This window comes from Streptomyces sp. AC555_RSS877 (genome assembly GCF_019049245.1).
Lineage (GTDB): Bacteria > Actinomycetota > Actinomycetes > Streptomycetales > Streptomycetaceae > Streptomyces.
Genome location: NZ_JAGMUK010000221.1, coordinates 92,897 through 105,672, shown reverse-complemented (window position 1 = coordinate 105,672; position 12,776 = coordinate 92,897). Strand labels below are relative to the sequence as shown.

Annotated in this window: 14 protein-coding genes and 1 pseudogene; 11 read left to right on the top strand and 4 right to left on the bottom strand. The window is 69.6% G+C overall.

Annotation, left to right across the window (positions count from 1 at the left end; translation table 11 throughout):
* The first annotated feature begins 176 nt into the window (after nucleotides 1-176).
* A complete protein-coding gene (locus KUM49_RS45645) occupies nucleotides 177-1,466 on the top strand; it encodes a S1 RNA-binding domain-containing protein (RefSeq protein WP_217242891.1) in 1,290 nt (429 codons plus the stop codon).
* Nucleotides 1,467-1,992: 526 nt separating this feature from the next.
* Here KUM49_RS45645 and KUM49_RS45640 read toward each other — a convergent pair.
* Nucleotides 1,993-2,766: a polysaccharide deacetylase family protein gene (locus KUM49_RS45640; protein WP_217242890.1), complete on the bottom strand. Its 774-nt coding sequence runs from the start codon at nucleotides 2,764-2,766 to the stop codon at nucleotides 1,993-1,995.
* Between the two features lie 211 nt (nucleotides 2,767-2,977).
* On the opposite strand from KUM49_RS45640, the pseudogene KUM49_RS50555 reads away from it, so the two are divergent.
* A pseudogene (locus KUM49_RS50555) lies at nucleotides 2,978-3,222 on the top strand (VapC toxin family PIN domain ribonuclease); the annotation flags it as partial.
* Nucleotides 3,223-3,379: 157 nt separating this feature from the next.
* Here KUM49_RS50555 and KUM49_RS45635 read toward each other — a convergent pair.
* Both KUM49_RS45635 and KUM49_RS45630 read right to left on the bottom strand, forming a co-directional pair.
* Nucleotides 3,380-3,754 carry a hypothetical protein gene (locus tag KUM49_RS45635; RefSeq protein WP_217242889.1) on the bottom strand — a complete coding sequence of 125 codons (375 nt, stop codon included), beginning with the start codon at nucleotides 3,752-3,754 and terminating at the stop codon, nucleotides 3,380-3,382.
* A gap of 331 nt (nucleotides 3,755-4,085) precedes the next feature.
* Nucleotides 4,086-5,015 carry a phosphorothioated DNA-binding restriction endonuclease gene (locus KUM49_RS45630; protein WP_217242888.1) on the bottom strand — a complete coding sequence of 310 codons (930 nt, stop codon included), beginning with the start codon at nucleotides 5,013-5,015 and terminating at the stop codon, nucleotides 4,086-4,088.
* An 889-nt stretch (nucleotides 5,016-5,904) separates the two neighbouring features.
* Between KUM49_RS45630 and KUM49_RS45625 the strand changes: the two genes are divergently transcribed.
* The 3 genes from KUM49_RS45625 (at nucleotide 5,905) to KUM49_RS45615 (ending at nucleotide 8,531) form a co-directional block, all read left to right on the top strand.
* Nucleotides 5,905-6,237: a MerR family transcriptional regulator gene (locus KUM49_RS45625; protein WP_217242887.1), complete on the top strand. Its 333-nt coding sequence runs from the start codon at nucleotides 5,905-5,907 to the stop codon at nucleotides 6,235-6,237.
* A gap of 60 nt (nucleotides 6,238-6,297) precedes the next feature.
* Nucleotides 6,298-7,101 carry a hemolysin III family protein gene (locus KUM49_RS45620; protein ID WP_217242886.1) on the top strand — a complete coding sequence of 268 codons (804 nt, stop codon included), beginning with the start codon at nucleotides 6,298-6,300 and terminating at the stop codon, nucleotides 7,099-7,101.
* 191 nt (nucleotides 7,102-7,292) lie between these two features.
* The gene (locus tag KUM49_RS45615; RefSeq protein WP_217242885.1) at nucleotides 7,293-8,531 is read left to right on the top strand and encodes a PP2C family protein-serine/threonine phosphatase; all 1,239 of its coding nucleotides are present in this window, start codon (nucleotides 7,293-7,295) and stop codon (nucleotides 8,529-8,531) included.
* Between the two features lie 324 nt (nucleotides 8,532-8,855).
* Here the strand turns inward: KUM49_RS45615 and KUM49_RS45610 are convergent, their stop codons facing one another.
* On the bottom strand, nucleotides 8,856-9,662 hold the full coding sequence (locus KUM49_RS45610; RefSeq protein ID WP_217242884.1) for a hypothetical protein: 807 nt from the start codon (nucleotides 9,660-9,662) through the stop codon (nucleotides 8,856-8,858).
* Between the two features lie 200 nt (nucleotides 9,663-9,862).
* On the opposite strand from KUM49_RS45610, the gene KUM49_RS45605 reads away from it, so the two are divergent.
* From KUM49_RS45605 to KUM49_RS45580, 6 genes are all read left to right on the top strand, one after another.
* Nucleotides 9,863-10,297, top strand: a complete 435-nt coding sequence (locus KUM49_RS45605; protein WP_217242883.1) for an Asp23/Gls24 family envelope stress response protein — start codon at nucleotides 9,863-9,865, stop codon at nucleotides 10,295-10,297.
* Between the two features lie 38 nt (nucleotides 10,298-10,335).
* On the top strand, nucleotides 10,336-10,563 hold the full coding sequence (locus KUM49_RS45600) for a hypothetical protein (RefSeq protein ID WP_217242882.1): 228 nt from the start codon (nucleotides 10,336-10,338) through the stop codon (nucleotides 10,561-10,563).
* The gene (locus KUM49_RS45595; RefSeq protein ID WP_217242881.1) at nucleotides 10,560-11,006 is read left to right on the top strand and encodes an Asp23/Gls24 family envelope stress response protein; all 447 of its coding nucleotides are present in this window, start codon (nucleotides 10,560-10,562) and stop codon (nucleotides 11,004-11,006) included. Before KUM49_RS45600 ends, KUM49_RS45595 begins: the two co-directional genes overlap by 4 nt.
* Nucleotides 11,003-11,692, top strand: a complete 690-nt coding sequence (locus tag KUM49_RS45590; RefSeq protein WP_217242880.1) for a DUF6286 domain-containing protein — start codon at nucleotides 11,003-11,005, stop codon at nucleotides 11,690-11,692. Before KUM49_RS45595 ends, KUM49_RS45590 begins: the two co-directional genes overlap by 4 nt.
* Before the next feature lie 9 nt (nucleotides 11,693-11,701).
* Complete coding sequence (gene amaP / locus KUM49_RS45585; RefSeq protein WP_217242879.1) at nucleotides 11,702-12,295, top strand: alkaline shock response membrane anchor protein AmaP; 594 nt, start codon at nucleotides 11,702-11,704, stop codon at nucleotides 12,293-12,295.
* Nucleotides 12,296-12,568: 273 nt separating this feature from the next.
* The gene (locus tag KUM49_RS45580) at nucleotides 12,569-12,739 is read left to right on the top strand and encodes a hypothetical protein (RefSeq protein WP_217242878.1); all 171 of its coding nucleotides are present in this window, start codon (nucleotides 12,569-12,571) and stop codon (nucleotides 12,737-12,739) included.
* Nucleotides 12,740-12,776: the final 37 nt, after the last annotated feature.

Genomic DNA, 12,776 nt, shown 5'->3' with positions numbered 1-12,776 from the left:
GTGGCTGACATCTCGCTGACACGGTGGCTGACAGCGCGCCCGGAGCGGCGCCAAGTGTCAGCGAAGCGACGGATGACCGTGTCAGGACCTCAGGCGCACTCTCAAGTTGTGGTCGAACCGACCCCCCTCCGCCGACCGCGGAGTGTCCAGCGCACCACCCGACAGGAGCAGGCACCATGGTCAGCCACCGTCTCACTCGCGACGAGCGTCCCATTCCCGGCAACGTCTTCGTCGCCACCCCCTTCGGCGTCAAGACGGCGCCCGACGGCGAGCTCTTCGACTACGACAACTTCTTCAAGTCGGAGCTCGTGCCGCTCATCTCCAGCCTGGGGATGACGGCGGTTCGCGCCGACTCACTGTACGGCGGAGACTCCGTCCTCACGCCGGTGTGGAAGGGCATCCAGCAGGCCGAGATCGTCCTGGTCGTCTTCTCGGATGAGTCCGTGAACGTGTCGATCGAGTTCGCCTGGGCCTATCTTCTCGGCAAGAAAATGATCTACCTCACGCAGGACCTCAAGGAGATTCCCGCAGACGTGAAGGACCTGCGGACGATCACCTACTCCTCGCACTACGCCCACATGAACCGGATGCGTGAGGAGCTGCGCCTGGCACTGGAGGCGGTACGCGAGGAGACAGTGGTCGAGATGACGCTCCTGCCGATGATCGGCGGCGGTACGGTGCCGGTGCCTGCCCGCGTCGTTTCCGCCTCTCGGGAGTTCGTCGTGGTCGAGACGGACGACGGCCGGCATGGTGTGCTGTCCAACGCGGACGTGGACTACACCCGGCTGGTGACGGACATGACCACCAAGTACGAGGTCGGCGCCCGCCTCCAGGGTGCCTTCGACATGGACGCCCGCGGCGACATGAGGTACACGCTGCTGGCCGGAAGCCTGAACCCCTGGCCGGTGCTGAGCGCCGACTACCCGGTGGGCAAACTTTTCACCGGCACCGTCCACAACGTCCATCCCACGCTCGGCGTCTTCGTCCACGTGGCGCACGGTGTCAACGGTCTGCTCGCCAAGTCGGACGTGGTGTCCGCGGCCCGACTCGAGCCCGGGGACGACGTGGAGGTCACGGTGGTCCGTATGGACACCGAGCGGCGCCGGATCTCACTGCGTCTCATCAAGCCGCTGCGCCAGAGTCGGCCTCTTGCAGCGGTCCCGCGGATCAGCCCGGCCTCACGGGAGGCAGGGCTGTCGGCCGGCGACCGGTTCGACGGCGAGGTCCTCCGGACCAAGCCGGAGGGCCAGGGCGGCTACGTGCTGCTCAAGCTGCCCGGACGCAGCCGGCCTGTCATCCTGCACTGCACCGCCATGTCGGAGGAGCTGCGCCACGACCTCAACGCCGACGCCATCGAGCCTGGCGAGATGATCTGGGTCGAGATCCTCTCCGTGGACCTGCAACGGGACCGGGTCCTGGTCAAGGAGCTCCCGGAGTCCGTCGACGATCAGGAGGCCGCCGCCTGACCGGAGCCACTCGGTGCCCTGCCGCTATAGCAGTCGGCAGGGCACCGTCTTCGTGACTTAGCCCGCACGACCGCGCTTCAAGCTGAAGAGCTATGGCGCAAACCTGGCACACGACAACCGATCACTGCACAAATCGCGGGGGCCCAGGTCTCGTCACCGGACGGCCCGAGTCGGCCGTCCGTCGCGCCCCCGCGCGGCACCGATGGGTACCTGGCGGGCGCGCCGGCCGCTGGGCCCGACCATCCCGTGGACGTTTCCGGCCTCCTCTCCTTCAGGCAGAACTTCGCGCGCTGGTACACCGCCGTGCTGCTGGCCGCGGCGATCCTCGCCGTCCAGACCGCCCTCAGCCACTAATTTGCGCCGCTTCCACTACAGCCCCCTGGAGTGGTGCCTGCGCTGGATCACCTGGTGGAGCATCGTGCCCGTCCCCCGTCCCCCGTCCCCCGTCCCCGAACCGCGGCCGCCTGACGCGGAGTCGGCGTGCACGGCGGTGGTACGCGCGCGCCGTCATCGACCAGGGTCGGGCTCAGCGCACCGGGAAGCCGAAGGAGTAGCCCTGCTCCTCGAGCCGGGGGATGAGCCGACGCAGGGCCTCGACGGTCTCGGAGCGGTCGCCTCCCGCGTCGTGCAGGAGAACCGTCGGACCGTTGGGCAGCTCCCGCTCGACGGTGGCGACGATGGCGTCCGCGCCCGGCTGCTCGAAGTCCTTGGTGTCCACGTTCCAGCCCAGCGGACGCATGCCGCGAGAGGCGGCGAGCGTGCGGCTGTACGGGGTGAACGCCCCGCCGGGCGCCCGGTAGTACATCGGCCGTACGCCCCCGGACGCCTCGGTGATCATGCGTTCGGCGTCGAGGATCTGCTTCGACTGGAAGGCCTCGGACTTCTTGTCCATGGTCGTGTCGTGCGACACCGAGTGGTCGCACAGCCGGTGCCCGTCCGCGACCACCTTCTTCACGAGGTCCGGGTGGGCCTGCGCCTGCGTCCCCACCATGCAGAACGTGGCCTTCACCCCGTACTCCCGCAGCACGTCCAGCACTTGAGGGGTCCACACGGGGTCGGGGCCGTCGTCGATGGTGAGATTGACGCCGCGCGCCCCCTGGTCCGAGGCGTGCGCGATGTCCACCGCGACCGGCTTGACGTCGCCGGCCGGCCTGGCCGACACGGTCGCCTTCGGCGACGAGCCGCTCACGACGCCGGCCTGCGCGGTCCACATCGAGGCACCGACGGCGAGCAACGTCACCCCGCACGCCGCGCCGAGCACCTTGCCGTACCAGCCCCGCCCGCCGCCGTGTCGTGCCATGTCCGCCCCGCTTCCACGCAGTTCCTCGCCGATTCCCTGATCGCCTTGCGACCAACTGGCAGGACGAGCAACGGCGACCACGGGATGCGTCCGTTACCGATCACGGACAATCCCGGGGTGGTTCCCGGACAACCAACCGAGCAACAGCCGGCGCCCGCCGTGACGCGGTCGCCGACGCGGCCCTCCGCGAGACGGACTCCGGAACTGCCGGATGATCGTCGTCATCGCGGATGCTTCAGGCCTCCTGGCCGCTCTCGACTCGACTCACCCGCAGCACAGGGGCGCGACGAGACGATCATGGCGGCGGCCTCCTGATTACGTCCCCGCTCCTCCTGGCGGACCTCGATCACGTGGCAACACGCGGAGTCGGGGCGCGAGGCCGCCCTGAGCGCGGTCGACGACCTGCGCCGTTGGATGAGCCGGGGTCGTGTCGTGATGCCGGAGATCAGGGAGAACAGCAGTGTCGGTGTCTGGCGGGGCGTCGTTTGGCTCCTCGGTGTTCCCCGGTGTTCCCCGGTGTTCCCCGTACGATCTGGCACGGTTCCGGCACAGGGCTTCACGTGCCAGACCAGCGCAGTTGGTCTCGCGACGTGCTGCCGACCGTGCGGGCGGCCTAGCCGGATCTGTTGTGCGAGACCCGCTCCATCACGATGGGCGCAGCGGAGTCCAGCTCGATCGTGTCCCCCTCGTCTTCGCTGCCCCCTTCGACACCGGGGCGATCGACGGGAAGCACGATCAGCAAGGTCTGTGGCCGAGGAAGCCGACCGGTGTCCATGGGCGGGTCGTAGTGCCCGACATCGATGACGCGCACCAGCGTCTCCGGGATGCCGACGAGGCATGTGTCATCCGGCTCCAGGCCCCGTGGATCCCCTTCCGTTCGGAAGAGTGACCACTCCCAGCCGTCGGGCTCGACAGGAAGGGCGAATCGGCCGTTCCAGCCGTACTGCGAGTCAGGATCGACTTCTCCCCATGGCCACTCGATCGACACATAGGACCTCGATACCCCAGTAACCCGGGCCGGGACCGGCGCACACGACACCCGGAGTATGTCGCCCACCTCATAGTCCGGGCTGCTGCCCTGCATCACTTGGTGCCCCTCACCTGTGGTGACCGGCATCGAAGGCTACCGGTGGGCCTGGGCTTCTCGCCGCACTCGGCCGGCGGCCGGCACCACGACGGTGAGCGAGCCGACCGATGACGAACGCGTATGGGGCGTGGTGGCCCCGCTGTCGACCGTGGTTGTCCGCCCACGCATAGGTCGGCTGTGCCTGGCCGTTGCGGCTGCGCGTGGTCGCCCGACGTCTCTGTGCGGGGATCTGTCAGACCGCAGTGGCAGCGCGCGGAGTGCCGTGGAAGACCTGGCTGGTGTGCCAGGCGCGGTGGGCCGCGGCGACGGGCCGGGCGCCCGGCTGCGGGCCGATGAGGGGGCGGCCCGCGAGCGATATGACCTGTTCGCGGGCGACGGGGCTGCTGCCGACGAAGCGCTGCGACACCAGGATGTGGTGACCTCCCCCGATCTCGGTTCGGCTCGGGCGGGGGGACCGCCATCCGATACCGAGGACACCCTTGTCGAGGAGCTTGTGGTGCAGCGAGCACAGGCACAGTCCGTTGTCGACGTCGTCCGGGCCGTCGAAGGCCCACCAGCGCACGTGCGCGGCTTCCAGCCCGACCGGCACCGCGCCGATCCTGCCGTCGTAGCCACAGAAGGCACACCGGTACTCGTAGGCGGTCAGCACCAGCTCCCGCATCCGCCGGTCCCGCCGTCTCCGCGCCGTCGAGAGCCGTTCGATCTCCGTCGGCTCCAGTTCCAGGCCGACGGCTTCGCACAACTCGCCGTGAAGCGAGGGCGGGAAGTGAAGGTCGAGCAGTAAACGGGCGATCCGGGTGAGCAGTTGGCGGTCGCATCGCAGTGCGGCCCTCAGTTCGGGTGCGAGTCGTCCGGCGGCACCCGCTTCCCGAAGCTCTCGGAGTCCGGTTCCGGGGCTGCCGTTTCCTCGGTCGGTACGTACTTCCCACACGCCGTCGTTGACCAAGTGGTGGAAAGGGTAGGCGGGTGTCGTCTTGTGGGGAGGCCCGTACTCGGTCAGCAGTCGTTGGAGGTCTGCCTCGACAGCGCTGTACCGCAGTTCGCCCTCGGCGTCTTCCTGGAATCGACCGAGCGCATACAGGAGCAGCAGCGGCTTGTGAGGAGCGCGCATCCCGTTTCTGGCCCACTGCCTCAGCTTCGCGGTGCGTTCGAGCCAGTCCATGGCCGGTGATCGTAGTGGTGAATCGCGAAACGAACATCTCTCAGGTCACCCTGGTCTCTCATCGTCTGCGCCCGGTCCTCCATCGCCGTTCGAGGCGGATTACCTCGCCGTGGAACGCGCGAATATCTATGTCAGCTGGAGTAGACATTGGGTGGTGGTGTGGTTATGGTTTCTCTCGTAGCCAGAAGGACCGCAGGGCCTGGCAGACACGAACTGCCGGTCAGAAGTGGGTAGTTGCAGTTCGCAGGGCGGTTCGGTGGTGGAGTTTCGAAGCCAGGGTTGTTGCAGGACGGCGACGGGGCTGACGACCGGACCGGGTGGCCCGCAGTGATCAGGGGCCGCTGTGAGCAGGACCAGCAGTGAAGTGAGTGAGCGGTACCTCGGTGAAGGCGTCGGCTGCGGGCGCGCGCATCGGGAGGTCCGGCAGTGGGGTTCCAAGCCAGAGCAGACGCAGGACGGGCGACGGGGCTGGCTGCCGGAGAGTGACGGTGGTGCTGTCTCAGGCCACTTCAGCAGTGCGCAGTACAGCAGTAGGAAGTACCAGCATCACCAGCAGTTCGTAGTGGAGCAGTACAGGCAGTACCAGCAGTACGCAGTCCCCCGTTTGGCAAGCAGTTGATCTCCGAGGGATGAAACGGAGGAGCCGAGCGCCATCAGGATCGCCCGGGCGGAAGTCTTGAGCCCGGGTACCGCAGGACATCGACAGTGAGGTGGTCTCCGGTCGAGCAACCGCGATCCCGACATCCCCGACCGCATCTCGGTCGGGTCTGCGGAAACAGAGGGCCGGCGCAGCATGAGGGCCGGCAGATGGTGTAGCAGTTCCTTCGGGCCCTGGCGCCGTACGGCGCCAGGGCCCTCCACACGTTCCCCGGGCCCAGAAGAGGTGCAAGTGACAGCAGACGATTCCTTCGGCCGTCTCGACGACGACGACTACCCCGCCTACACGATGGGCCGGGCCGCGGAGATGCTCGGCACCACGCAGGGCTTCCTGCGCGCCATCGGCGAGGCCCGCCTCATCACCCCGCTGCGCTCCCCGGGCGGCCACCGCCGCTACTCCCGTTACCAGTTGCGGATCGCCGCCCGTGCCAGGGAACTCGTCGACCACGGGACGCCCGTCGAGGCCGCCTGCCGCATCATCATCCTCGAGGATCAGCTCGAAGAAGCCCGGCGCATCAACGCCGAGTACCGCCGCACCGCAACCCGGCACACGGCCGGTATCTGACCCGCGGTCCGCAGTGCCGGGCCAGGCCGCACTGTTCCGCCGATTTCAGAAGACGAGCGCATGATCGCCGAAGACACTCAGCCGCCGGCACACGGACGCGATCCCCAGCCCCGCCCCGGCGGCACGCCCGACGCCCTGTGCCCCCCGGCGGTCGATGCGCCTGCGGGCACAACAGACCAGCTGACTGCCGGGCAGACAGCCGCCGGCCCGGAAAGCGGGGCGGAGCGCGCGGCGGCTGCGCTGAAGCCGAGGCTGCGCGGCTGGCTGCACGCCGGCGTGTTCCCTCTGGCGCTGGTCGGCGGCATCCTCCTGATCGCCGTTTCACGCACGGCGGCGGCAGTGGCGGCCTGCTCGGTGTACGCGCTGTCGGCCTGTCTGCTGTTCGGCACCAGCGCGGTCTACCACCGCGGAACGTGGGGCCCGCGCGGGGAGGCGGTCCTGCGGCGGCTGGACCACGCGAACATCTTCCTGATCATCGCCGGCACCTACACACCTCTGGCGGTACTGCTGCTGCCCGCGGGTCAGCAGCGGGTGCTGCTGGCCATGGTGTGGGCGGGCGCGCTGGCCGGCATCGCCTTCCGCATCCTGTGGATCGGGGCCCCGAGGTGGCTGTACACCCCGTGCTACATCGCCCTGGGCTGGGTGGCTGTCTTCAACCTGCCCGACTTCGCGCGCACCGGCGGCACCGCGGTCGTCGTACTCGTCGTCGCCGGCGGTCTGCTCTACACCGCGGGCGCCGTCGTCTACGGGCTCAAGCGCCCCGACCCCTCACCGGGTTGGTTCGGCTTCCACGAGGTCTTCCACGCCCTGACCATCGCCGCCTTCACCGCGCACTACACGGCCATCCTCCTGGCAGCCACATGACCGCGTTCGGAGGCAAGCCCAATCGCGTGACTCGGGTCCTCGACCGCACATCGGAGAGACTGGCGGGCGAGGGGGGCCTTGGTGGAGGCCTGAGCGTCATCGAGCAGTGAGGAACCGACGTGACCGCAAGAGGGCCGGACGGCGGGCGGGCCTCTCGCCCTCCCGGGGGCGGGAGTCGCCGGGGCAGGGCGATGACTCTGGCGGGGACGTTGGAGGCGGCGGAGGCCGCGGCGCCCGTGGAGTCGCTCGACGTGGTCGCCCGCATGCTCAAGGAGCACCTCGGCGCCGCGTCGGTGTCGTTCCTGATCACCGACTTCACCGGCGGCTCGGTCGTACGGCTGGGGGCGGCGGGCAGCGTCGACACCGATGAGCCCGCCCGGCGCATCACGCTGCGGGGCACCCTGTACGACGACGTGATCCGCACCCAGCGGCCGAGCGTGGAGGACAAGGGCGACGGCCCGTTGGTCCGGATCGTCGCCCCGGTGACCAACCGGGGGGATGCCATCGGGCTCCTCGAACTGTTCCTGCCCGCGGCGCCGGACGCGGAGGTGATGCGGGAGATCGGCGAGACCGCGCACGCCCTGGCGTACATCGTCATCGCGAACCGGTCCTACACCGACGTGTACCAGTGGGGCCGCCGTACCGTCCCCCTGAGTCTGGCCGCGGAGATCCAGCACCGGCTGCTTCCGGCTTCGCTGGCGTGTGAGGCGGCGCAGTTCGCGGTCGCCGGGGCGCTGGAGCCGGCCGACCACGTCGGGGGTGACACCTTCGACTACGTGATCGACCGTGACACGGTCCAGCTCTCCGTCACCGATGCCATGGGGCACGATGTCGACGCCGCGCTGCTGGCCACCCTTCTGGTGGGTGCCCTGCGCCGGGCACGGCGGGCCGGTGGCGACCTCGCCGATCAGGCCCGACAGGCCGACCAGGCCATGCGTGAGCACGGCCGCCGGGGTTACGTCACCGGCCAGCTCCTGCGCATCAGCCTGATCGACGGCACCACCGAGTTCGTCAACGCCGGGCACCCCTGGCCGCTGCTGATGCGGAACGGACAGGTGCGGGAGATCACTCCGAAGATCGACATGCCGTTCGGCTTCCCTGCCCCTCACGCCTACCGGGTCCAGTCTCTGGACCTGCGGCCGGGCGACCGGCTGGTGATGCTGACCGACGGCATGCTGGAGCGCAACGCAGGCAGCCTCGACCTGTCCGACCTGATCGTGCGCACCCGCGCGCTGCATCCCCGCGAGGCCGCCCGCACCCTCATCGCGGCGGTCGTCGACGCCCACCACGGTCACCTGCAGGACGACGCGACCGTCATGTGCCTGGACTGGCACGGCACCGAACACTCCCAGCGGGACGCCGACACCGGAGCCGACCTCACCGACGCCTCCGCCGCGTCGAGGACGGGACGGACCACTCCCGGGCGATGACGCCGGGCGTGAGTGCGGGGCGAGGGCCTGGCCAGGTAACGGCGCCGTAGCCCAGCTCCGTTTCCTCGCACCAGCGGCGGACGATGGTCCGGGCCTTGCGCAGCTGCGGGATGCGCATCGCGCGACCGCGGAGAAGGGAAGACGCCTGCTCCGTCTGCGAGTGGCAGCGCAGGCCCTCTGTCTGCATGCGGTTTCCCGTTTCCCTGCCAGGCAGGTCTCACACCGTGACAGGACAGGACAGGACAGGACAGGACAGGGCTGGCGAAGCGGTCCGCGCACTTTCAGGGAAGAACCTGGGACGGCCGGTGAAGGGGGGCCGGCCGATCACTGAGGGGCACTCATCACGGTGACCGGCGAGGTCCGTCGCCAGGCCGCGGTTTCCGTGATGAGGACGGCGACGGTGGCCGGGCCCGGGGTGTCAGTGGTGGCTGCCTCGGCTACCGCCTCCCGGACGGCGCGGGCGACTTTCAGTGGATGGTGTCCGGGGCCGACCGCGAGGTGAACCTCGATGTGTCGGCCGGGTGGATCATCATGGTCCTCCACCCTGACCGGGCGGCTGCCCAGCACGGCGGTGAGGCGGGCGACGCCCGGCACACCCGCGGCGACGTCCGCCAGCTCCCTGACGAGTCCCCGCATGGACCCTGTTCCGGTCACCGGGGGCGAGCTCCGCGCGACCGCACCTTCCGGCGTGGGCCTCATGGCCGTCGCCGCGGTCCGAGACGTCATGCCTGCCTCCGGGACCTCACGGAGATCCGTTACGCGCATGTCAGCCGTCACCGTGGCCAGCCCGAGCTGTTCAGCGGCCGCGCCCAGCAGCGCGCTCCTCAATTCGTCGGCGGTCTCCGGCAGCGGCCGCACGAGGGATGCTGTGAAGGCGGCCTCGATGGTGAGCGGGCCAGGCGGTAGCGCGCTGGCCGGCGGACGGACGGCCGGCTCGGACACGGGTTGGAGCGGCGCCGACCCGATGCGCAGGGACTCCAGCCGGACACCGGGGACCTCGGCGGCAGTGCGCCCGAGGGCCTGGACGGCCGCTTGCTCGGTGATCCACGTCCCGTCGTGGGGCCCGCCGAGCGGGAGGAGACGGCCCAGCTCGAGCCGGCGTCGTACTGCCTGCGTCCATGCCTCGGTCACTGGCCTCTCACCCTCCTTCTCCACGGCCGCGGTTCTCTTCCGCGGCGCTCTGCCCGGGTGTCCGCGAGAGGTCGGGGCGGGGGCTTCAGGCCACTCGTCGGACCACCCCGTCTCACGCTCTACAGACGGGCAAAAAGTGCTAAAAAGACTATAATCCGAGCAATGGGTGCTTTATTGCCTCATTAGGGAGGAATACTCCAATGACTGCGAACACTGGCGTCAAGCTCGGCGCTGCGCCCGGTTCTCGCGGCCGGACGACCATCGCCGAAGTGGTGGTGGAGAAGATCGCCGGAATGGCGGCACGGGACGTGCTCGGCGTCTACGCCCTGGGCAGCGGATTCGCCCGCTCGATGGGATCCGTGCGAGAGCGGATGCCCGGCGCCGGCAGTGGCAAGTCCGTCACCCGCGGGGTCAGTGTCGAGGTCGGTGAGCTGCAGGCGGCCATCGATTTGGAGCTCGTCGTCGACTACGGCGTCTCGATCACGGACGTGGCCGCCGCGGTGCGGGAGAACGTGATCTCCGCGGTGGAGCGGATGGCGGGCCGGGAAGTCGTGGAAGTCAACATCACGGTCAGCGACGTGAAACTGCCGGATGACGAAGAGGACGAAAGGGAGGAGCGGCAGCGGGTCCAGTAGCCGGGGCGGAACAGCCCACTTGAGTGAAGGAGCGCGAAATGAGCAGGGCCGTGGTGGGCTTGATGGCCGGAATGGCGCTGGGTTTCGCCGCGTATTTCGGTGACTTCTGGGCTTTCCTACTGGTTCTGGTGCTGGGCCTCGTCGGTCTCGCCATCGGGCGGTTCACTGAAGGTGATCTCGAACCGGGCGACTTCGTCCGTCGCCGGGACCGGCAGGATCGGATCCGAGATGACCGGCGACAGGCTCGGGGAGACTGGCGGCGGTGAGCGGGGAAGCCGATGAGCGTCCGGGCGTCCCCCGCGGGGAGCGCGGGGCGACCATCGTCACCGACCGGGTCGTCGCGAAGATCGCTGCCCGGGTGGCGCGCGAGGCGCTGAGCCGGTTCGCCGAGTCGGCCGGCCATGTACCTCCCGGCCGCCGGACGCCACACGTGAGCACATCCGTACGGCGGGCGCCGGAACGGACCGGCGCAGGACGAGACGCCGAGTCTGCGGCCGGATGGCAGGCGGTGCTCGGCGAGGCGCGGCTGCGCATCGCCGTCGAGCTCGGTTATCCGTCCGACATCGGGGAGCAGTGCGCCGCGGTGCGCCAAGCGGTCATCGAACGGATGAGGACATGGGCCGGCATGGAGGTGTCCGACCTCGCGGTGTCGGTCGAGAGGCTGCACTCGGCGCATACGCGGCACACGGACCAGGAGAGGGTGAGATGAGCGCGAACACCTCGCGGCAGCCGACCGGTGACAGCGACCTCTCCTCCGGTTCGGGACAGGCGGCTCCGTCCGCCGACGGCACCCCGGGGGCGGCAGGGGGCGCCACGAAGGCGATCGACGGATCAGGTCGGCCGACGCACCGTTTCTGGTCCGGGCGGCGGATCCCCGCGGCCTTGGCAGCCCTGCTGTCCGCCGCGGCCGTCGGATTTCTCCTGTACGACGTGGTCGCGGTGCGGGCAGGTTGGAATGCGATGCGCTGGCGGCGGCGGCTCGCCGAGGAACTGGCCACACGGCCCCTGGACGACGTCTGGATGATCGTCGGGGCCTCGGTGGCGATGGCCCTCGGCCTGTGGCTTTTCCTGCTGGCGGTGACGCCGGGACTGCGCCGGCTGCTGCCCATGCGGCGGCCCACCGGTATCCCTGGGACAGAGGACGTCCGCGCCGGGCTCGACCGCCGCGCGGCCGCCCTGGTTCTGCGCGACCGGGCCATGCCGGTACCCGGCGTCCAGTCGGCACAGGTCAATGTCGGCCGCCGGAAGGTCAAAGCCCGGGCCCGGGCACATTTCCGCGACCTCGAGGAGGTCCGCGGGGACCTGCACACCGAGCTGGGCGAAGCCATGACCTCCTTGGGCCTGGCCCGGCAACCCACACTGTCCGTGCGCGTCCGGCGCCCCAAGAAGGGCTGAGGTGATCCGATGCTCAAGACGGCGAACCGGGTGCTGCTCGCACTGCTCGGCCTCGGACTGTTCGCCCTGGGCGGCGGCGTACTGCTGGGCGCACTGGACCTGCAGCGCCACTGGGATTTCGACGTGCCGGGCTGGTGGCCCTTCCGTGGGCCGGACGATGTGGTGCTGGGCACCGAGGGACGCACCCGGTGGCGGGAAGAGGACTGGTGGTGGCCGACCGTCATCGCGGTGCTCGCCGTGCTGCTCGCCCTGCTGCTGTGGTGGCTCCTCGCGCAACGCAGACACCGCCTGGACCAGGTCCTCGTCGACAGCGAAGACGGCGCGGCAGCCCGACTCAACGGCCGCACACTGGAGAACGTCATCGAGGAAGAGGCGCAGGCCCTGGACGGGGTCTCGCGGGCTCATGTCCGGCTGACGGGCCGACGTACCGCCCCCACTGCACGCGTGCGGCTGCTGTTGGAGCCTCACGCCGATCCAGCGCGGGCCCTTGGGCAGCTGAGCCGCGAAACACTCGCACACGCACGAGACTCGGCCGGCCTGGACCGCCTCCCCTCAAAGATCCGACTCCGGGAAGCCCGCCACCGCGCCCAACGCGCCACCTAGGACCCCCTGGGCCAAGCCTCATGGGGTGTCGGCTGCGAGGCGCCCAGGATTCCTGGAACCGAGCGCACGCGGAGGATTGAACGACCAGCACACTGCCTGGCGCACTCGCTTCGCTGGCGGCGTGCGCGAAGACACCGGCCCTTGGCGGCCTCGTGCGCCGGGGCCGTCGCGTACCACTTCTCGGCCGACGCGACATCGGGCACAGGCACAGCGTGTCGTGCCGTACCGAGAGACCACACAGAACTCGCACGGCTTTCCAGGAGAGATCCCGTCATGGTCCTCTTCCTGACCCTGCTCATCGCCGGAATCGCTCTGGTCGCCATCGGCGCGGCCGTCGACGGCATGCTCTACCTGATGTCCATCGGCGTACTGCTTCTCATCGCCGATCTGCTCTACCTGGCGGCCCGCTCCATCTGGCGCTCCCCCCGGCACCCGGCCCGCTGACCGCTCCCGAATGCCCCGGACCGGTCCGGGCCTGACA

Coding starts and splice junctions, on each gene's coding strand:
- KUM49_RS45630 (WP_217242888.1), bottom strand. CDS start 5,015: ATGGACTGGCTCGAACGCACCGCGAAGCTGAGGCAGTGGGCCAGAAAC.
- KUM49_RS45600 (WP_217242882.1), top strand. CDS start 10,336: ATGAGCAGGGCCGTGGTGGGCTTGATGGCCGGAATGGCGCTGGGTTTC.
- KUM49_RS45640 (WP_217242890.1), bottom strand. CDS start 2,766: ATGGCACGACACGGCGGCGGGCGGGGCTGGTACGGCAAGGTGCTCGGC.
- KUM49_RS45580 (WP_217242878.1), top strand. CDS start 12,569: ATGGTCCTCTTCCTGACCCTGCTCATCGCCGGAATCGCTCTGGTCGCC.
- KUM49_RS45615 (WP_217242885.1), top strand. CDS start 7,293: ATGACTCTGGCGGGGACGTTGGAGGCGGCGGAGGCCGCGGCGCCCGTG.
- KUM49_RS45645 (WP_217242891.1), top strand. CDS start 177: ATGGTCAGCCACCGTCTCACTCGCGACGAGCGTCCCATTCCCGGCAAC.
- KUM49_RS45590 (WP_217242880.1), top strand. CDS start 11,003: ATGAGCGCGAACACCTCGCGGCAGCCGACCGGTGACAGCGACCTCTCC.
- KUM49_RS45620 (WP_217242886.1), top strand. CDS start 6,298: ATGATCGCCGAAGACACTCAGCCGCCGGCACACGGACGCGATCCCCAG.
- KUM49_RS45605 (WP_217242883.1), top strand. CDS start 9,863: ATGACTGCGAACACTGGCGTCAAGCTCGGCGCTGCGCCCGGTTCTCGC.
- amaP (WP_217242879.1), top strand. CDS start 11,702: ATGCTCAAGACGGCGAACCGGGTGCTGCTCGCACTGCTCGGCCTCGGA.